Origin of the sequence: Terasakiispira papahanaumokuakeensis, from assembly GCF_001709345.1 — a bacterium.
GTDB lineage: Bacteria > Pseudomonadota > Gammaproteobacteria > Pseudomonadales > Halomonadaceae > Terasakiispira > Terasakiispira papahanaumokuakeensis.
In genome coordinates this window covers 431,410-449,839 of record NZ_MDTQ01000001.1, presented here as the reverse complement: position 1 = coordinate 449,839, position 18,430 = coordinate 431,410, and the positions used below count along the sequence as shown (strand labels likewise).

The following is an 18,430-nucleotide window of genomic DNA, read 5'->3' as shown; positions in this document are numbered from 1 at the left end:
ACTCCACTATTTGGCGCCTAAGAGCCAGTAACCAATACGCTTGAGCTTACGCAACCCTGCTTCGCCACGATCACCTGTGATCGGCTCTAGCCAATTGGCCAACTCAACCTGGCGGGACTCACTCACCTGGTCTGCACGCTGCATCAGTAAAGCAATCCCTTGACGCTCATCTCGAGTCAAAGGCACCGCGGGAGCAAGCGGTTGAATGGGCTCGTCCACCATACGGGCTTGCCTAAGCGCCTGATCCCGGTATATCACCAGAGTACCGGCGGCCAAATCTCCCAAACGCTGGAAGCGATCCGACAACACCATACTCAGCAGCCCCGCGAGGTAAAAGAGCGGTAAAAAGTCGGCCCAACGCAACAAATTCCGAATCAGCGAGGGCGCAAAGGTAATCGGCGTAAAATCAGTATTCACGACACAGAGCTGCATGACACGTTTCCCCGGTGTCTGGCCCTGACGATACACTTCGAAATAAACCGGGTAGAACCACTCCAGCAAAAAAGTCACAATCAGAAGAAAACCCGTGCCCAACCCCCCGATAAAGGCAGTAGCAATACTCAGTACGAGATACACCAGTAAACGCCATCCCAGATCGATCAAGTAAGCCAGAATACGGGGCACAGGGCCTGCCGCTGACTGAACAAAATCAATTCCTTCTGGCGTTTCAACACAGCACTGATTATCAATGAATTCAGACACGGGACCCAACGCCAATTATGAACGACGATCAAGATGCTGGTTGATCTTGTAACTCATATAAAGCGCGGTGAAAAAGAAGGTCATCACCCCACCCGCCCAAGTCTTCTGACCCTGGCTATGAGTGAGCGAATTTAGGCGATTACGGAATTGGAATGCCCAGATTTCAAGCAGCACAAAACCGACGAAGCTCAGGAGGTTACCTAAAAGACTGACAAGCGCAAAGCTGCTACTTTGGGCGCTATTAATCATCACTATCGTGAAGATAATGGGCAGAAAAGTCCCCAGCACACTAAAGATAATATAAGTCTTCACCAACCCCATAGGGAGCTTATCTTCAGAAATCGTATTCAACTTACGAGTACGGTCGTAAATCCACCAAAAAGCATATATCCCCAATGTCACAATCGACAGCAGCAATACTAACCAAGTGCTGAAGCGTGGAAAGACAGAAAGATCACCAGGATCACGATGAACTTCCAGGTCAGCCTGAGGTGCTACATAGGGGTTCTCAATACCATCAGTCATGTTTTGTTTCATCCTTTGAAAAGCGAACATAATATACATGTTAAATGCATATGATTTTTATTCGCTGCGCATGCTACTCCAGCCGCACCGCATTGCCAATAGCGCACACTTGCGCCATAACACTATCCTTCCACCCAGTAACACTATAATTCCACCCGGTAACATGACAACGCTGCCCCGTAACATGATAATGCGGCCTCGCAAAACAAAAAGTCCCCGCACTCCGGCAGGGACTTGATCCACGATTTAAACCCCATCGACATCACGTGAGTGGTTTAAACCACAACACACGCAATCATTCAGACTGGGCCTGCTCGCGGGCAATCGCTCGATAACCGATATCTCGACGGCAAAAAGCCTCTAACCAGTTGATCTTATCGACCCCTTGATAGGCCCGTTGCTGCGCTTGAGCCACTTGGTCACCTAGCGCGGTCACACACAGCACCCGGCCGCCACTGGTGACCACTTGCTGCTGCGCATCCAGCTGAGTCCCGGCATGGAAAACTTTGACATCGTTCAGCGCATCCGCATCATCCAGCCCTGTGATCACAGCGCCTTTAGCATAGTGATCCGGATATCCGCCAGCGGCCATGACGACACCTAACGCAGGGCGCGGGTCCCATTGCGCAGAAGCCTGATCCAGAGTCCCCGCTAAAGCCGCCTCGCATAAGGCGGATAAATCCGATTGTAAACGCATCATAATCGGCTGGGTTTCCGGATCACCAAAGCGGCAGTTATATTCGATGACTTTTGGCTGCCCTTCAGCAGTAATCATCAAACCGGCATACAGGAACCCGGTGTAAGGATGCCCCTCAGCCTTCATGCCTTTCACTGTCGGCATAATCACCTGATCCATAATACGCAGATGGATTTCATCAGTGACGACAGGTGCGGGAGAATAAGCCCCCATCCCGCCAGTATTAGGGCCGGTGTCACCATCACCCACACGTTTATGATCCTGGCTGGTGGCCATGGGCAGTACATGCTCGCCATCAACCATCACAATAAAGGAGGCTTCCTCGCCTTCCAAAAACTCTTCAATGACGACACGACTACCGGCATCACCAAAGCTGTTTCCGGACAACATATCACGCACGGCGGCTTCAGCCTCCGGCAAAGTCATCGCCACAATGACGCCTTTACCTGCCGCTAAGCCATCGGCTTTGATGACGATCGGAGCCCCTTTCTTCTGCAAGTAAGCCAGTGCCGAATCAACCTCAGTAAACACTTGATAATCCGCTGTCGGAATATGATGGCGCGCCAAGAAATCTTTAGTGAAGGCCTTGGAGCCCTCTAACTGAGCCGCCCCAGCCGTTGGGCCAAAAATCGCCAAACCGGCTTCCTGGAAACGATCCACCACCCCAGCCACTAACGGCGCTTCAGGTCCGACAATCGTGAGTTCAACCTGCTCAGATTGAGCCAGCGCAATCAGGCCATCAATATCCAGCACATCTAAGTCGACATTACGCACTTTAGCTTCACGGGCTGTTCCCGCGTTACCTGGGGCCACCAGTACTTCTGTCACGCGTTCAGCCTGAGCCACCTGCCATGCCAATGCATGTTCGCGACCACCGCCGCCAATAATCAACACCTTCATCTGGCCATCTCCCAGCAAGATCGATAGTCAGGCCCACAGGCCCTTTACCCTTAAAATATGTGGAAAGGCGCGCATTATGGCAGAAAAGGCCTAAGCGGCCTACTTGGAAGCCCACTTGAAAGCGCCTTATTTACAGCGCCATGTATAGCAACACGCTGATATAAGCCGCACCGCCGAATACAAGATGAATGTTCACTCAACTGCACTCACTCAGATACAAAAATCTGCAGAGAATATTTGACCTTTTTGTGCAGTGCACTATAGTCAAAATTATGATTGTGCAACGCAGCATAAATCGGTGTAGCGCAAGTCGCATACAACCCGGTGAGCACAAGTCCAACCTGCTCACCACCGACCGACTTCATATGCTGGCCGACCCACAACATCATCATTGGCATGATATGCCAAAACGCTTTGTGCAATCGATGCATAAAGTCATCAAACGCTGATAGGAGGACGCATTATGTGGGATAAAATCTGGCGAGACATGCAAGCGCAATGGCAACCGTTGCAAGAGCTCATGTCCAGTCCGGGCATGCAACAATTCAGTGGATTCTGGACACAGCAAGCGCAAGTCATGGAAAAGCTGGGACAGCAACAAATCAATTTCATGAACGACAACATGGATCGTTGGACAGCGCTTCAAGACACCCTAAAGCAAAAACCGGAGTGGAGTGATTGGCAAACGGCTCAATTCGAGTTTGTGCAAGATCTACAAACCCGTATGGGAGAGCATACTGTTGAAATGCTGAAAACCCTTGGGGAAGCTTCAAACCTTGAGACACTGAAAAATGCAGGGGAAAAAGGGCGTACGTACAATATGCCTAAAGCCGCCTGAAGCGCTTGGGTAGGCACGATCGGCGACGCTTTCTCTTAACCGTGAAGCCGACCCTCCTCATAATGCACATTATGCCATACGGTTTTGACTAACGCCTCAGCCCTGGCGTTGTACGCGAGAAAGGCACTCCCTCTGCCTGACATCGCGAACCTTGGCCCGACGCCCGTCGGGCTTTTTTTATCTTTTATTCCTGATCATCATGAGGCGGACGTTGCTGCCCGGAAAACTGTTTCCATAACATCAGGTTTTGCTCAGCGACTTTACGCATCAGCTCCATAGGGTTTCCCGCCTGCATCGGTGACACATTCATCACTTTCTGCATCTGTTGACGGAGGATCTTCTGTTGCTCCATGAAGGTGGTAATACTCTGTTCCAGATAAGTACTCATAGAGTGCTGCATATTATCGCCATAAAAACGAATCAACTGCTGCAACACCTGATTGGTAAAGAGTGGACTATGCTGGCTTTCCTCTCGATTTTCTTGCTCGGTAATGATCTGCAATAGAATATTTCGAGTCAAATCTTCACCGCTTTTCGAGTCCTCGACACGAAACGGCTCCTGATCAACCACCAGTTGTCGAATATCTTCCAAAGTGACGTAGCGGCTATCCGTCGTATCATAAAGACGGCGATTCGCGTATTTTCGGATCACACGCAAGGGAGCACCTCTTGTACGCTAATTCATTATCGGGTCAGCCAATCCTGGCTGCCACCCTATCTATCGATCAAACGATATATCGAACGCTCATACTGACTAAACGCTCAAGTGGTTCAGCTGCTAAACAGTCAAATCAGACGACGACAATTCAACCGACAGCAGTTTAATGAACTCGGGCTCAACGAACTCGGGCTCAGTGAGCACTAGCTCAATAAACATGAGCTCAATAAAAACAATGATCTTAACGACCATTATATTAGGCATCATGCCCCGCTCATGCTTATGAAACAAGCATAGATGTCGTCAGAGGTTCAGCCCATTGCACTTAACGTGGCCCGCACCCTTGATGAGTAGGCAATGATTCGATGCATAAACCAAAATACGACTGGCCTGCCGTGTCTGTGGACAATTGACGCCCACTTGAAGGCGCCATCGCTGAGACTGAATCCTGCCCGCCAAGCTGCACCCAAGTATTGAGCGGCACCCTGAGGCTGCCCTGATAACGCTCACTTTCAAATCCTGGGCGTATCCCCACATCTGCCTCGCGCTCTCGTGCAACTTGGCTCGATCTGAGGGTCACTTCAACATTTTGCCCCAGCGGATTGAGCGAGACCTGAATGCCGCCAGGCATATATTGGTAACCTTCGACTCGCCCCCCCTGGGCATTCTGACCACTCACAGGCACAACGAACCCTTTACTTAGCGTAACGGTTTCCCCAGATTCGATACGCACTTGCTGACGTTCGATACGTGCAGTGGTGTATTGGCGTGCACGACCTTCACCTAATGGCACTGGAGAGCGTGCGAAATAGGCAATATAGCGGGCTTTAGGCCGATCCAGCGCATGGATCAAGGCAACCGCTTCATCCAACTGGCGCTGCGGACCCGATAAAATCAATAACTGCTCTTGACGACTAACCTTCACATCGGCTCCCAGATGGGGCTGCAGTGCGGTCAGAACATCCGTTGCCGACCGTTCCGTTAACGCAACGGTCTCCGTCGCCGCCCATATCGCAGACGACCACAAAAGACCAAACACCACCCCAAGCCAATATCGGGACTTCATCATCATCACCCTATTTGCAATCCGTCACACCATTAAACCCCTATCACACTCGCTGCGCCAAGGCGTTACAGCCTGTCAACGATTCAAGACGTTTCTCATTGGCGACACCCGACCCAATTCACTTACAATAGCCCACTGGTAATGGTCTTAAGTCTATCAATCAAGCCGTAACAGACTGCCAGCCACAATAGGTCATCACAATAGACTGAGCAGGGTGAACATTTACCAGGCCCCGCATGGATCAACAAACATTTTTCGAAACGGTGACGCCCGCGTCGATGAGGCATCCGTCGCGGTCATGATAGAACCGCTCTGCATGAGGTGATTTTGCATGAGTATTACGCCACCACGCCATGATCATCAGGCTCATCTTAAGGCTCGTCGTTATTATCCCAAGCTACAGCTGAGCCTGCCCCTCACGATTCTGCTGGAAGGGCAAACGCACACGTATCGTACGTTAGATCTCAATCTCGATCAGTTGCGAATTCGTTGCACAAAATCACAAAGAGATTCATTAATCCCCTCCGCAAGCCCTGCGGTTCCTGGGGCACAAATTCACCACTCACTTCAATTAACCTTGCCCCACCAGCAAGTCATTCCCATGGAAGCGTGTATTCAGGCCTCACGGCGTCAAACACAACACCTCTTTGAGATCACCTTCAAGCTCACCCAATTAGAAGGGCAATCTCGGCACCAACTGGCCCATTATTTAGAGCAGCAATTATCCTCGAATCCACACACGTTTGCATCATCATGACTAAAGCATAATCGTTGATCACCGGTATGCCAGCTTCATATGGGCATTACAGGAGGTAACGACGGGTTAAAAATAACGCCCTAACGGAAACAACGACTTATTTCATTGAGACAAGACGGTCCTGCTCTTATGATGTGCGCGGTAACTCAGGAGCCCACATGAACCTCATCATCTTGACAGCAGACGACTATCTCAACGACAACACCGTAGTACTGCGCGACCGTCGTCATCAGCACTTAAAACAAGTGCTCAAACGCACGACCGGTGAAACAGTCCAAGTCGGGTTGCGTGATGGGCTCATGGGTGAGGGCACTTTAATCAGTCAGTCAACCGAAGAAACCCAACTTCAAGTTGTACTAACGCAAGCACCGCCACCACCATTGCCCATCACGCTATTGTTGGCTTTACCTCGCCCCCGCATGCTGGCACGCACATTGGAACATGTGACAGCGCTGGGAGTAAAAAAACTGGTTCTGATGCAAACCGCTCGTGTTGAAAAAAGTTATTGGCAATCACCAGAGCTTCGCCCAGAAAAAATCAATCAACACCTCCTCCAAGGGCTGGAGCAAGCGAGAGATACGCGTTGGCCTAGTATCCAACAAGTGCAACGCTTTAAACCCTTTGTTGAGGACGAACTGCCAACAATAAGCAAAGGGAGCCGTTGCTTGGTCGCGCACCCGGGGATGCCCACAGCCTGTCCTTATGCACTAGAAGAGCCTGTGACACTGGCGATCGGCCCAGAAGGCGGCTTTGTACCATTTGAAATTGAAGCCTTACAAAAGCAAGGCTTTGAAGGCATTCATCTAGGCCCAAGAATTTTGCGGGTCGAAACCGCAGTGACCGCGCTATTATCGAAGCTGTTTTAAATCGAGTCGCACAATAACATCACACCATTCATAACATCACACCCTTAAATGACATCACAGCATGAGTGTGGACAACCACGCTGTTTTACTTGCCTCACCAAGCTGAACCGACGTCAGATAATGCAGAAAAGGCTTGGCCATGCACGGATAATAAGCAAAGCAGGGCCAGAACCACGCAGAACGTCAAGACTTGCCTTAACCGTTTAAACCAGTCAGGCCAAGGGCTATACAAATCAACCCACAAGCCTATGAGAAAGCCACTGACCGTGACCAATAGCCCCGCTTCGATCGGCAGTATCAAGCCCATCCAGGCCATCACAATAGACAGCAGACTCCAACCAAAGCGCCACGGCTGTTCAAGGGCCATACCTAAGCCCCAGTGCATGCCCCCCAAAAAAGCCAGGATCAAGGCGGCATACTGACGCAAGGCCTCAGTCACGGGTATAGGATTAATGGTCCGCCCTTCTAGGGCCATGATCACCAAGATAATCAATGGCAATAGGCCGATGGCACTCAATAACCGCGCCCAAAACCGCACACGTGCATGCGAATAATGCATTCAATTCTCCTTCCATGATGCGCGCTCACTCACAACTCGCACCTGGGGTTGGCCATGTCACGATCACGATACCCCCTGTTCATTTTCCTATCCTTGGGGTACAGTCAAAACACTTATACGTAAAAGCATATAAGATGTATGCGGTTATATGTCGACTTGGTACCCGGGCACTGAACAAAGTTTAGCGATGGTGCCAGCCGAGCTGACGCCATACTAGGCGCCAACTGACTGGGAGACCCGAAATGGCTCAACAAGAGCTCACAACCAAGCCGTTGTTACCACACTGGTCTGCGTTACCACTCTGGCCTTTGTTAGCACATCAACCCCCGTTATTAAACCGGTGGATTGCGACGCAAGAGCTCCCTTGGTGGGCGCTAACCCCTAGGGCTGTACGTCGACCATTCTTTACTGATCCGCCCCACAGTTGAATAACTGCAATAACCATGTCAGCTAGGATACGCTAATCTTGAGCTGACACCTTCAAAGGTTAAGACTCCTCTTGGCAAGCTCATAGGGCATTTCTTATGAGTCAAATGAGATTCGGAAACAGCCGCATACAAGCGTTTTCGAAGGAGTCACGTGTAACACCTTCAGGAATATCACCATGACATTGCTATGGATATCGCTGCTGCCGATTTTGGGGGCTATGGTGCCACTTATGGCAGGCCGTCAATCGCGCATCCAATGTGCCTGGTTGACGGCTATTGCGCCCGCTGCCGCTCTTATACTGGTGCTTCAACAAGCCCCAGCCGTTCTAAAAGGCGAAGTGCTGCGTTATAGCACAGAATGGATTCCCCAATTAGGGCTGGAATTGGCCTTTCGACTAGATGGTTTGACGTTACTCTTCTGCCTGCTGATTTTAGGGATTGGTCTGCTGATCATCCTATATGCCCGTTACTACCTGTCAGAAAAAGACTCAATGGGCCGCTTCTACTCTTTTTTGATGCTATTCATGGCGGCCATGCTAGGCATCGTGATGTCCAACAACCTCTTGCAACTGTGGGTATTCTGGGAGCTCACCAGCTTAAGTTCATTTCTATTAATCAGTTTCTGGTGGCAGAAAACAGAAGGCCGCAAAGGGGCTCGTATGGCCCTAACCGTCACAGGGGCGGGCGGCCTGTGTTTGCTGGCAGGCATTCTGATGGTGCAGCAAGTCGTCGGCACATTAAACGTTGATGAGGTGCTCGCGAGCGGTGATCAAATTCGCCAACATCCCTGGTATACCGCGATACTGATCATGTTTCTGTTGGGCGCTTTTACTAAATCAGCCCAATTCCCCTTCCAGTTTTGGTTACCCCATGCCATGGCGGCGCCGACGCCGGTCAGTGCCTATTTACATTCAGCCACCATGGTCAAAGCCGGTATTTTTCTCCTCGCGCGCATGTATCCGGTTCTCGCCGGGACAGATTTGTGGTTCTTCATTGTGAGTCTCACCGGACTCGCCACGCTGCTGTTAGGCGCCTACTTTGCGCTCTTTAAACATGATTTAAAGGGATTGCTGGCTTTTTCAACCATTAGCCATCTGGGGCTGATTACCATGCTGCTCGGCCTGGGCAGTCAAATGGCTGCTGTGGCTGCTGTTTTTCACATTATCAATCACGCCACATTCAAAGCCTCTCTGTTCATGGCGGCGGGCATTATCGATCATGAGTCAGGCTCACGTGATATGCGTAAGCTCAATGGTTTAATTCGCTATATGCCGCATACAGCGATATTAGCGATGATCGCAGCGGCATCAATGGCAGGAATTCCCCTACTTAACGGGTTCTTATCAAAGGAAATGTTCTTTGCCGAAACCCTGCACCAAGATTTACTGGGGAGCCTGTCCTGGGTAATCCCAGCGTTAGCCACGGTCGCCGGTATTCTTTCAGTCGCTTATTCATTGCGCTTTATTCACGACGTTTTCTTCAACGGCGAGCCCATTGATTTACCTAAAGTCCCTCATGAACCACCGCGTTATATGAAGATCCCGGTTGAGATACTAGTCGCCTTGTGTCTAGCCGTCGGCATTGTGCCTAACTTAGTCGTCGGCGATCTGCTCTATGCGGCAAGTAGTGCAGTCATCGGACAGATGGCGCCAAACGTTGATATTGCAATCTGGCATGGCCTGAACCTACCGCTATTGATGAGTATCACAGCGGTTCTAGGTGGGGTGATTGTGTACAGTCAGCGTAAGCGCATGTTCCGCTTTCAGGGCCAGTTTCAAGACCGGGATGCCAAGTTAACCTTCGAGTACATCATTCAGAGCATGGTCGAAGGCGGCAAACGCATTGTCTTATTTATCGACAATGGTTCACTACAACGCTACCTGCTCTGTTTGCTGACCGCGATTATCGTGATCGGCGGCTATGCGATGCTCAATCTGCAACCGCTGAAGACGACAAGGGAACCCATCCCGCTTGATGCCATTACCCTGGTCGGTGCCTTTATTCTTTGCTGCGGGGGCCTAGCAACCGCCTTCTGGCATCATAAACGACTCCGTTCACTGCTCGGGCTTTCTGTTGTTGGGCTGGTCGTCTCAATTGCTTTTGCCCGCTTCTCTGCACCAGATTTGGCACTCACACAGCTCTCAGTCGAAGTCGTCACTATTATTCTACTGATGCTGGCGTTGTTCTTTCTGCCACAACGCACCCCGAAAGAGTCAACGCCTTCGCGTATTATTCGAGATCTGAGCGTCTCTGGAGCGATTGGTGGCATTATTGCCACGATTACTTATGCCATTTTGACACGCCCAGTCTCCAGTATTTCCGACTTTTTCCTGGCCAACAGTAAAATTGGTGGCGGTGGCACCAATGTGGTCAATGTCATTCTGGTGGACTTCCGTGGCTTTGATACGCTCGGGGAAATTACGGTACTGGGCATCGCCGCTATTGGTATTTATAAGCTGCTATTACGTTTGCGTTTATCGATGCCAGCCAGCGATGTGATCGGCCGCAGCTGGTCACCCGAACGTTATCCGATGATTCTCGCAACAGTCTCACAATCATTATTGCCCTTGGCTCTACTCGTTTCAGTGTATATTTTCCTACGCGGACATAATGAGCCCGGTGGCGGCTTCATTGCGGGTCTAGTCACCTCTGTAGCCGTAATTCTGCAGTATATGGCCCACGGTGTAGACTGGATCAAAACGCGCTTGAATCTTGATTACCAAAGAGTCGTGGCCTCGGGCGTACTGATTGCAACCCTGACCGGGCTCGGAAGTTGGTTATTTGGGCGCCCCTTCCTCACCTCCTGGTTCGATCACTTCCATTTACCGCTCATTGGCGATTTTGAGCTGGCCAGCGCCATGCTCTTTGACTTAGGCGTGTACTTGGCGGTGGTCGGCGCCACACTTTTGATTTTGGCGAACCTGGGCAAAATGACGACCAGTTACCGCCCCCTTCATAAGGAGCAAGACTGATGGAAGCTGTATTTTCTGCCTGCGTCGGCCTGCTCACCGCCTGTGGTATCTATTTACTCCTACGAGGGAGAACTTTCCCCGTCGTGGTGGGACTGACGCTACTCTCTTATGCCGTCAATCTGTTTCTCTTTTCCAGCGGTGGGCTCACACTTGATGGCGGTACGGTGCTCGGGGCAACTGACATCTATGCGGATCCTTTACCACAAGCCTTGGTTTTAACGGCAATCGTCATTGGGTTTGCCATGACCGCCTTTGCGGTCATTCTCGCCATGCGCGCACGGGCAGACCTAGGCAATGATCATGTTGATGGACGTGTACCCAGCAAACAACAAGCATCAAGCACCTCGACAGAGTCACGCTCAGGAGAAAAACGCTGATGACTCACCTGACCATAATGCCCCATTTAACGATACTTCCGGTGCTGGTGCCCCTGATTGGCGGCGCGCTCCTGATGTTGCCGCCATTGGTTGGCCACCCACAACGACAGCGTTTAACCGGTATAGCCTGTAGCCTGATCCTGCTGGCGGTCAGCATTAACCTGATCCAAGCCACATCCAATGGCCAAATGTTGTTGTATGCGGTCGGCGATTGGCAGCCTCCCTTTGGTATTCTACTGGTGGCCGATCGACTCAGCACTATGATGATTTTGCTTACCAGCCTGCTAGGACTGGGCAGCTTGCTCTATGCCTGTGCCGGTACAGATGAGCAAGGCGCCTTGTTCCATCCTCTTTTCCAGTTCCAACTCATGGGGATCAATGGCGCTTTTCTAACGGGTGATATTTTTAACCTCTTCGTCTTCTTTGAGGTATTGCTCATTGCTTCATATGCATTACTGATGCATGGCGGGGGCAAACCCAGAACACGCGCAGGTCTGCATTATGTCGTACTCAATCTCGCCGCGTCTGCAGTGTTTCTGACCAGCCTGGGGATCTTATATGGCACCTTGGGCACTTTGAACATGGCAGACTTGGCGGTCAAAGTTCAGCAACTCCCTGAAAGCGAAGCTCCTTTAGTCGCCGTAGGCGCTATGTTGATGCTCTTTGTGTTTGGCTTAAAGGCCGCCATTTTGCCGCTTCATTTCTGGCTACCGCAGGCTTACTCAGCAGCCAGTGCGCCAGTTGCTGCACTCTTTGCCATTATGACGAAGGTCGGGATTTATGCCATTCTACGGGTCTACACGCTGATTTTCGGCGATGATGCCGGCACCCTCAGCCATCTCATTGCGCCGTGGTTATGGCCAACCGCTTTACTCACGCTTAGCTTTGCCGCCATCGGCTTATTCACCAGCCCTAATCTGCGCCGAATGGTGGCTTGGCTGGTGTTGATGTCGGTTGGGAGTATCCTCGCCGTGGTCAGCTTTCATCGCCCAGAGGCAACAGGCGCAGCACTCTATTACTTATTGCATACCACCCTCGTTACAGGGGGGCTCTTCCTATTGATGGATATGATCAGCCAGCAGCGTTATAAAGCGAGTGATCGTATTGTCGGGGCCCGACCCGTCGCTCAACCGGCATTACTGGGGGGGTTATTCTTTCTGGGCAGCATTGCTGTGATTGGAATGCCCCCTCTATCGGGCTTTGTCGGTAAGGCACTGCTACTCAAAAGTGCGCACCATGTCAATGAAATGATCTGGTACTGGCCGGCGCTACTAGGCTCAAGCCTACTGGCTATCATTGCGCTCTCTAGAGCAGGCAGCAGTATCTTCTGGAGAGTCAGTGGCGCCCCCTCAGAAAAGCGCACACATCCTTTGGAAGTGATGGCCACGTTAGTGCTGCTGGCCAGCTCACCTTTAATGACAATCTTTGGTGGCACCATCAGCGAGTTTACGCATGCCACCGCCGTTCAGCTTTACGATACACACCACTATATTGAAGCAGTGCTTTCTGTGGAGGCCGCCCCATGATCCCCAGTAGCCGACTCTTTCCAACGCCGGTGCTCAGCTTATTACTGTGGGCACTTTGGATACTGCTACAAAATGGCTTCTCTATCGGCCACGCGATATTGGGCGCCTTTTTAGCCACCGTGATCCCGCTGGCCACTTATCGCTTTTGGAATCGCCAACCGGACATTCAACGCCCTGGCAAGCTCTTGCGTTACATGGTCATCGTGGCCTGGGATATTTTGCTAGCCAATATTGAGGTGGCCAAGTTAATTCTCGGGCCACAACGTAAGCTCAAACCTGCATTTATTGAGGTGCCTTTGGATTTGGTCGGCGACTTCCCGATTACCATTTTGGCCAGCACGATCACGCTGACCCCTGGTACAGTCAGTGCTAATGTCTCAGAAGATCGGCGGCACCTGCTCTTACACTGTTTGCGTGTCGAAGATGAAAAAGCACTGATTCAAGAGATCAAGACACGTTACGAAGCCCCATTAAAGGAGATATTCCAATGCTGATGCAGGTTGTGCCTGTGGCCATGGGGATCTTCTGCGTGGCCTTATTATTGAATCTTTGGCGCTTATTGATCGGCCCCACATTACCGGATCGCATCCTGGCGCTAGACACCATGTATATCAACTGCATTGCCCTCATTATTCTTTATGGCATTTGGCAAGGCAGTAATCTCTACTTTGAAGCAGCGCTATTAATTGCAATGCTCGGTTTTATCAGCACTGTCGCAGTATGTAAGTACTTGCTCCGGGGTGATATCATTGAATAACAGGAGGCTGTATGACACTCCCATTCTGGCTAGAAATTTTGGTCTCCACTTGCTTAATACTGGGCAGCTTATTTGCACTTGTCGGCTCTTTCGGTTTAGCGCGGCTGCCTGACTTTTATACCCGCTTACATGCACCAACCAAAGCGACTACGCTCGGTGTCGGTGGGATATTGATTGGGTCAGCACTTTATTTCTCACATCAGGATTTCAATCTGAGTATTCATGAACTCTTGATCACAATATTTCTGCTGATCACTGCACCCGTCAGCGCTCACTTGCTGGCGAAGGCGGCGATGCATCAAGAGCTCCCTCAAATGCACGGGACTCAAGGCGAGGCGCTGCTCAAAGCCCAAGGCCATAGCCAAGTGCAGTCGAATGAACGCCAAGCAGAAGAGAAAAAAGACAGCGAAAAAGGCGGCGATTCAACGACAGCCAGCCACAAAATAACGTAGAAGAGCGCCATTCAGCGTTATCTAACACGGGTCGTCAGGGTTAACCGCCCCTGACACGACCCGTTATTCGATCACTAAACTCAACGCCAGCCTTGCGTTTGCGATACCACTAAATCGGCCAGCATTTGTATATGGTCAACTCGATCATTCAGGGCAGGAATATAGTCTAGCGTCCCGCCACCTGCCTCAGTAAAAATTTCGGCATTTTGCAGTGCAATTTCTTCCAGCGTTTCCAAACAGTCAGCAGCAAACCCCGGGCAAATCACGGCCACGCGTTCAAGCCCTGATTGACCCCATTCAGCCAAAGTTTTATCGGTATAGGGTTGTAGCCAAGGCTCACGTCCAAAACGCGATTGAAACGTCAGGGCCCATTGATCCGTCTCAAGCCCTAAGGCTTCAGCCAATGCCTGTGCCGTCGCTTCACACTGTTGTGGATAAGGATCACCTTGGCGGGCATAGCGTTGCGGAATACCATGGAAGGACATGAGCAATCGATCGGGCATGCCATGAGCCGCCTGATACTCTCTAACACTATTGGCAAGCGCTTCGATATAGTCTGGGTTCTGATGATAATCTCGAATAAAATGAAGCTCTGGCAGGGAAGGGCACGGCTTAAGCGCTTTTGCTAAACGATCAAACACCGCCCCCGTTGTGGTTGCTGAAAACTGGGGATAAAGCGGCAACACGATAATCCGTTCAACACCCGCTTGGCGAAACGCTTGCCCTGCCGACTCCATCGTCGGCACGCCATATGTCATGGCGAGTTCAACAGGAACAGACGTGCCTAACATATCCTCAAGACGTTGTTTAAGCTCGATAGCCTGAGCTTGACTCACCTTCATCAAAGGGGATCCTTGATCAGTCCAGACACTGGCATAAGCCTTTGCGACGCGTTGCGGCCGAATGCGCAAAATAATGCCATTTAAAATCAACCACCAGAGCGGTCTCGATACATCCACCACACGCTGATCCCAAAGGAATTCACCTAGATAACGTCGAACAGCATCAGGCGTCGGAGCCTCAGGGGTTCCCAAATTAACCAGCATAACCCCAAAGCGAGGCTTCGAAGATGACGTCATAACACTACTCCTGCTGTCGAAAGCGGCATGAATCTCAAGAGTGTACCAGATGACCAGAGTGTATCGAATCTGTACAAGGAATGATCTCAAAACAGCATGATACAGCACAACTCAGTGACTCATGTCGGGAAGAGTGATTCGATGATACAGCAGATAGAAACAAGCTCATCAAACGAAAAGAACCCAACAAAGAAGAGAGCAAATAGGAAAAGAAAGACGCAAACGAGGAGAGAAAAGAAGAACTTGATCGATCGAATGAGCCCCAAATTCAGACCGACGCAATCAAAGCGCCGGTCGATTGGAAGCCCCAAAGGGCGAGCACTGTGATATTAGCTTCAAGGGCTAAAAGTCAAGGCTCAATCAGTTTCAGTACATACGTCTCTGAACGTAGACTTCAATCTCATCAATCAACGAGTGATCATATGCCAACCAGCACGGATGACTCATGATCGTCACCATCATGATTAAAAATGCAGCGCGATACGGCTGGTGGGCGGATTCTGGTAGTAGGGATCACGACCAATCATTTCATCATTGGCAACATGGTGGACAAGCCAAGCTTTATTGACCTGTTGTCGCCGAAGTTCGTGATAAACCTCATCCAGATTGCGGTATACCACAGGCTGGCCTCGCTCATTAGTGAGCAGGTCCATATCATCCCCACGGACCACCTGAATCACATAATAGCGACTGTCGGCATGTCCAATCACACGAATTTCCAGATCATCCTGATGGTGTTGCTTGAGTTGCTTCGGTGTCATATCGATTAACCTCATTGAATAATATCATCGTAACGTTGGGTCGTTGTATCACGCTATACGCCACTCCGGCTATCACGTGATCATGAGTTCAACATCATGAGTACTTCTCATATCCTTATGTACTCACATCTGTTTCAAAATACGTCTATTTCGACATACTTCTATTTCAACATAGCACCATTTCGGTGCAATACATAAGACTGCTCAGCAGCATGCCTGAATAGCATGACAAGGCTATGACAGCATGACCTCATAGCAGTCAAGATAGTGCGGTCAAGATAGATTAGGCGGTTAGACTCCACTTAGCCAAATGAAGTTCCTCTATCACTCCAACACTCCAACACTCCAACACTCATAACAATTATCATTACCAACATCAATTGTTGTCTCGGCCACCTAAATGAGTGAAGTCAATGAGGGAGGTCGCATGCAGTGAGGACGAGGGCTTGTCTTAAAAGCCGACGAGTGATGGCCAGGCAGAGCTCTCCTGATACGATCAGCCCCAACTCAAGTAACAACCGCCATCACGAACAAGATTGAGATTGGCTGCACCAAAGGCACTCCAGCTGCTGATCACGCTGCAGTACCACACAAGAGCCTGGCTGTTTCTTCGCTTCGTGTTTCAAGTGGGCCAAATCGGCCGATAAGGCATGAGCAGAGCGGTTACTTAAATAACGACTGTCCAATACCGCTACCGAAACGCTCACCATAGGGAAAAAACGTTCAGCACCATAACGGTCTTGCGCCATGATGCCGCCCGCTGCTCGATCCTCCGGACTGTAAAGTTGAGCCACTTCTTGATCGAAAGCCTGCAACAGCGCGGTCATACATTGCAGCCACTGGGGATGACGGCAAACCACCACAAAATCATCTCCCCCAATGTGGCCAACAAAATCTTCTCCAGTTTGAAAATAGCGCGGCAATAAACGCGCCAGTACCATCAATAGCTGATCACCCTTGGCATAGCCATAGGTGTCGTTAAATGCTTTGAAGTTATCCAAATCAAGATAAGCAGCAATAAAGTCTTCATCCGCACTCAACCACTGATCGAGTGTCGCCTGAATCGGCCCATTGCCGGGTAATAACGTTAAAGGGTTTGCCTGCTGGGCATAGCGTACTTGAAGATCAGTAATCGCTCGCAGCAAATCAATAACTTGCCCAACACCGAGATATTGACCTTCTTTCGTGAGAATAAAATCATCTTCAAGGTGAGCACGCGGGCGTGTCGTCACCCACTGACTGACCTGCTCGAGCTTAAGATCATGCGCCACCAGCAGCGGTGTCGAATTCATCATTTTACTTACAGGCTTACGGCTATGGAGTTCTTGACCATAAGGTCGAGTCAACTGGGTTAATAATTTATTGCGTAATAACAAGCCTTGTGCCTGTCCAGCAGCATCCACTACTGGGATTGAAAACAGCTCAGGGTTATCCACAAAACGCTGTAATGCCTCCCCCGTTAATGCTTCAGGCGGCATTGGGGTGACATGCCGACACAAATGAAGCGCCGTGTCGCAATCCCCGTAAATCGATGCATTCGCTGGCATATGACTGGCAAGAGGCACGCCGATCTGACGGATAGGATCACGCGCCGGTCGACCAAAATAGTAGCCTTGCAGTAAGTCAACGCCCAACCCTTTAAGCTCAAGATACTCAGCCTCAGTTTCGATACCCTCAGCCACGACCTGTGATCCCACCGCCCGGGCAATCTCGACAATAAAACGGACAAAATCGCGCTTAACTCGATCCTGATCGATGTACTGGACAAAGTGGCGATCGATTTTGACGTAGGCAGGCGATAACTCAGACCACAAACGTAAACTAGAATAGCCTGCTCCCAGGTCATCCAAGGCAATGGCAAATCCCATCCGCTTATAGTGGGCCATGGCCTGGCGCATTAAAGCAACATCATGAACCGGACCCTGCTCAGTCAGCTCAATCACAACCTGCTCAGGCCGAAGACCATAGCGCTGAATCAAAGCTAAGGTTTGGCCAGGCTGGTGATCTTCTTGCAGAATCACATCAGGGCTGACATTAAGAAATAACTGGCCCGGCAGCTGAAGCTGTTGAAAACGGGCTAAAGCGGCCTCACGACAGATGTGTTCCAGTGCCGATAGGCAGCCTTGTTGGCGGGCCTCAGCAAATAACTGAGTCGGCGCATGTAAACGACTATCAGAAGGCCCTCGAGTCAAGGCCTCATAGGCGACAATCGAGGCCTGTTGACTACTGACAATCGGTTGAAAATGAGTTTCCACCAAACGCTTTTGAATGATGGTGAGGACGCTATTATGGTCAATAGCACTGGCTCGATCGGCCTGGACAGAAGGCGGCCGGGGAAAAGACGACATCGCAATGAGCCCCTAAGATCATCAGTCGAAAATCAACCACACAATTTATGACCATAAAAGCAACATTAGATGACAGTCTGAAGACAGCCCGACATAAGATTGATAAAAAATACTGATATCAATCCTCTTCAGATGAAATAGTTGCTCCCCTTATACACGCCT

The 18,430-nt window shown here is 50.4% G+C and carries 19 protein-coding genes; 9 read left to right on the top strand and 10 right to left on the bottom strand.

The window, feature by feature from the left end:
• Positions 1-6 precede the first annotated feature (6 nt).
• From BFW38_RS02005 to purD, 3 genes are all read right to left on the bottom strand, one after another.
• Positions 7-702, bottom strand: coding sequence for an RDD family protein (locus BFW38_RS02005; RefSeq protein WP_069000142.1), 696 nt, complete (start codon positions 700-702; stop codon positions 7-9).
• Positions 703-717: 15 nt separating this feature from the next.
• Positions 718-1,227, bottom strand: a complete 510-nt coding sequence (locus BFW38_RS02000) for a DUF4234 domain-containing protein (RefSeq protein ID WP_068996884.1) — start codon at positions 1,225-1,227, stop codon at positions 718-720.
• A gap of 295 nt (positions 1,228-1,522) precedes the next feature.
• Complete coding sequence (purD, locus tag BFW38_RS01995; RefSeq protein ID WP_068996883.1) at positions 1,523-2,824, bottom strand: phosphoribosylamine--glycine ligase; 1,302 nt, start codon at positions 2,822-2,824, stop codon at positions 1,523-1,525.
• Positions 2,825-3,287: 463 nt separating this feature from the next.
• Between purD and BFW38_RS01985 the strand changes: the two genes are divergently transcribed.
• Entirely contained in the window at positions 3,288-3,662 is a 375-nt protein-coding gene (locus BFW38_RS01985) for a hypothetical protein (RefSeq protein ID WP_068996881.1), read from the top strand.
• Positions 3,663-3,846: 184 nt separating this feature from the next.
• Here BFW38_RS01985 and phaR read toward each other — a convergent pair whose 3' ends face one another.
• The 3 genes from phaR to BFW38_RS01975 all read right to left on the bottom strand — a co-directional run bounded on the left by phaR (position 3,847) and on the right by BFW38_RS01975 (position 5,392).
• Positions 3,847-4,314 (bottom strand): polyhydroxyalkanoate synthesis repressor PhaR, encoded by a 468-nt coding sequence (phaR, locus tag BFW38_RS01980; protein ID WP_342668856.1) that lies wholly within the window; start codon positions 4,312-4,314, stop codon positions 3,847-3,849.
• A 126-nt stretch (positions 4,315-4,440) separates the two neighbouring features.
• Entirely contained in the window at positions 4,441-4,587 is a 147-nt protein-coding gene (locus BFW38_RS17910) for a hypothetical protein (RefSeq protein ID WP_175400916.1), read from the bottom strand.
• A 58-nt stretch (positions 4,588-4,645) separates the two neighbouring features.
• Entirely contained in the window at positions 4,646-5,392 is a 747-nt protein-coding gene (locus BFW38_RS01975) for a secretin N-terminal domain-containing protein (RefSeq protein WP_068996879.1), read from the bottom strand.
• A gap of 325 nt (positions 5,393-5,717) precedes the next feature.
• Between BFW38_RS01975 and BFW38_RS01970 the strand changes: the two genes are divergently transcribed.
• Together BFW38_RS01970 and BFW38_RS01965 are read left to right on the top strand one after the other, a co-directional pair.
• Positions 5,718-6,143 carry a PilZ domain-containing protein gene (locus BFW38_RS01970; RefSeq protein ID WP_068996878.1) on the top strand — a complete coding sequence of 142 codons (426 nt, stop codon included), beginning with the start codon at positions 5,718-5,720 and terminating at the stop codon, positions 6,141-6,143.
• A 158-nt stretch (positions 6,144-6,301) separates the two neighbouring features.
• Positions 6,302-7,009, top strand: a complete 708-nt coding sequence (locus BFW38_RS01965; RefSeq protein ID WP_068996877.1) for a 16S rRNA (uracil(1498)-N(3))-methyltransferase — start codon at positions 6,302-6,304, stop codon at positions 7,007-7,009.
• 94 nt (positions 7,010-7,103) lie between these two features.
• Here the strand turns inward: BFW38_RS01965 and BFW38_RS01960 are convergent, their stop codons facing one another.
• Positions 7,104-7,568 carry a DUF3429 domain-containing protein gene (locus BFW38_RS01960; RefSeq protein WP_068996876.1) on the bottom strand — a complete coding sequence of 155 codons (465 nt, stop codon included), beginning with the start codon at positions 7,566-7,568 and terminating at the stop codon, positions 7,104-7,106.
• A 604-nt stretch (positions 7,569-8,172) separates the two neighbouring features.
• Between BFW38_RS01960 and BFW38_RS01955 the strand changes: the two genes are divergently transcribed.
• Genes BFW38_RS01955 through BFW38_RS01930 form a run of 6 tightly spaced genes read left to right on the top strand, consistent with a single transcriptional unit; the run spans position 8,173 to position 14,080 of the window.
• A complete protein-coding gene (locus tag BFW38_RS01955; protein ID WP_068996875.1) occupies positions 8,173-10,968 on the top strand; it encodes a monovalent cation/H+ antiporter subunit A in 2,796 nt (931 codons plus the stop codon).
• Entirely contained in the window at positions 10,968-11,345 is a 378-nt protein-coding gene (locus BFW38_RS01950) for a Na+/H+ antiporter subunit C (protein ID WP_068996874.1), read from the top strand. Before BFW38_RS01955 ends, BFW38_RS01950 begins: the two co-directional genes overlap by 1 nt.
• The gene (locus tag BFW38_RS01945; protein WP_245686046.1) at positions 11,345-12,871 is read left to right on the top strand and encodes a monovalent cation/H+ antiporter subunit D; all 1,527 of its coding nucleotides are present in this window, start codon (positions 11,345-11,347) and stop codon (positions 12,869-12,871) included. The genes BFW38_RS01950 and BFW38_RS01945 overlap by 1 nt, the downstream gene beginning before the upstream one ends.
• On the top strand, positions 12,868-13,365 hold the full coding sequence (locus BFW38_RS01940) for a Na+/H+ antiporter subunit E (RefSeq protein ID WP_068996873.1): 498 nt from the start codon (positions 12,868-12,870) through the stop codon (positions 13,363-13,365). The genes BFW38_RS01945 and BFW38_RS01940 overlap by 4 nt, the downstream gene beginning before the upstream one ends.
• Positions 13,359-13,628, top strand: coding sequence for a K+/H+ antiporter subunit F (locus BFW38_RS01935; protein WP_068996872.1), 270 nt, complete (start codon positions 13,359-13,361; stop codon positions 13,626-13,628). The genes BFW38_RS01940 and BFW38_RS01935 overlap by 7 nt, the downstream gene beginning before the upstream one ends.
• Positions 13,629-13,639: 11 nt before the next feature.
• Complete coding sequence (locus BFW38_RS01930) at positions 13,640-14,080, top strand: Na+/H+ antiporter subunit G (protein ID WP_084004390.1); 441 nt, start codon at positions 13,640-13,642, stop codon at positions 14,078-14,080.
• 80 nt (positions 14,081-14,160) lie between these two features.
• Here the strand turns inward: BFW38_RS01930 and hemH are convergent, their stop codons facing one another.
• From hemH to BFW38_RS01910, 3 genes are all read right to left on the bottom strand, one after another.
• The gene (hemH, locus tag BFW38_RS01925) at positions 14,161-15,159 is read right to left on the bottom strand and encodes a ferrochelatase (RefSeq protein WP_068996871.1); all 999 of its coding nucleotides are present in this window, start codon (positions 15,157-15,159) and stop codon (positions 14,161-14,163) included.
• Positions 15,160-15,623: 464 nt separating this feature from the next.
• Positions 15,624-15,920, bottom strand: coding sequence for a DUF6482 family protein (locus BFW38_RS01915; RefSeq protein ID WP_084004389.1), 297 nt, complete (start codon positions 15,918-15,920; stop codon positions 15,624-15,626).
• Between the two features lie 524 nt (positions 15,921-16,444).
• Positions 16,445-18,268, bottom strand: a complete 1,824-nt coding sequence (locus tag BFW38_RS01910) for a GGDEF domain-containing protein (RefSeq protein WP_068996868.1) — start codon at positions 18,266-18,268, stop codon at positions 16,445-16,447.
• Between the last annotated feature and the right edge of the window lie 162 nt (positions 18,269-18,430).

Excerpts from the sequence above, each read along its gene's own strand:
- BFW38_RS01955 (WP_068996875.1), top strand. The coding sequence starts at position 8,173 with ATGACATTGCTATGGATATCGCTGCTGCCGATTTTGGGGGCTATGGTG.
- BFW38_RS01915 (WP_084004389.1), bottom strand. The coding sequence starts at position 15,920 with ATGACACCGAAGCAACTCAAGCAACACCATCAGGATGATCTGGAAATT.
- BFW38_RS01960 (WP_068996876.1), bottom strand. The coding sequence starts at position 7,568 with ATGCATTATTCGCATGCACGTGTGCGGTTTTGGGCGCGGTTATTGAGT.
- BFW38_RS01945 (WP_245686046.1), top strand. The coding sequence starts at position 11,345 with ATGACTCACCTGACCATAATGCCCCATTTAACGATACTTCCGGTGCTG.
- BFW38_RS01975 (WP_068996879.1), bottom strand. The coding sequence starts at position 5,392 with ATGATGATGAAGTCCCGATATTGGCTTGGGGTGGTGTTTGGTCTTTTG.
- hemH (WP_068996871.1), bottom strand. The coding sequence starts at position 15,159 with ATGACGTCATCTTCGAAGCCTCGCTTTGGGGTTATGCTGGTTAATTTG.
- BFW38_RS01940 (WP_068996873.1), top strand. The coding sequence starts at position 12,868 with ATGATCCCCAGTAGCCGACTCTTTCCAACGCCGGTGCTCAGCTTATTA.
- BFW38_RS01930 (WP_084004390.1), top strand. The coding sequence starts at position 13,640 with ATGACACTCCCATTCTGGCTAGAAATTTTGGTCTCCACTTGCTTAATA.
- BFW38_RS01970 (WP_068996878.1), top strand. The coding sequence starts at position 5,718 with ATGAGTATTACGCCACCACGCCATGATCATCAGGCTCATCTTAAGGCT.
- BFW38_RS02000 (WP_068996884.1), bottom strand. The coding sequence starts at position 1,227 with ATGACTGATGGTATTGAGAACCCCTATGTAGCACCTCAGGCTGACCTG.
- BFW38_RS01965 (WP_068996877.1), top strand. The coding sequence starts at position 6,302 with ATGAACCTCATCATCTTGACAGCAGACGACTATCTCAACGACAACACC.
- BFW38_RS01910 (WP_068996868.1), bottom strand. The coding sequence starts at position 18,268 with ATGTCGTCTTTTCCCCGGCCGCCTTCTGTCCAGGCCGATCGAGCCAGT.
- BFW38_RS01950 (WP_068996874.1), top strand. The coding sequence starts at position 10,968 with ATGGAAGCTGTATTTTCTGCCTGCGTCGGCCTGCTCACCGCCTGTGGT.
- BFW38_RS17910 (WP_175400916.1), bottom strand. The coding sequence starts at position 4,587 with ATGATGCCTAATATAATGGTCGTTAAGATCATTGTTTTTATTGAGCTC.
- BFW38_RS01935 (WP_068996872.1), top strand. The coding sequence starts at position 13,359 with ATGCTGATGCAGGTTGTGCCTGTGGCCATGGGGATCTTCTGCGTGGCC.
- purD (WP_068996883.1), bottom strand. The coding sequence starts at position 2,824 with ATGAAGGTGTTGATTATTGGCGGCGGTGGTCGCGAACATGCATTGGCA.
- BFW38_RS01985 (WP_068996881.1), top strand. The coding sequence starts at position 3,288 with ATGTGGGATAAAATCTGGCGAGACATGCAAGCGCAATGGCAACCGTTG.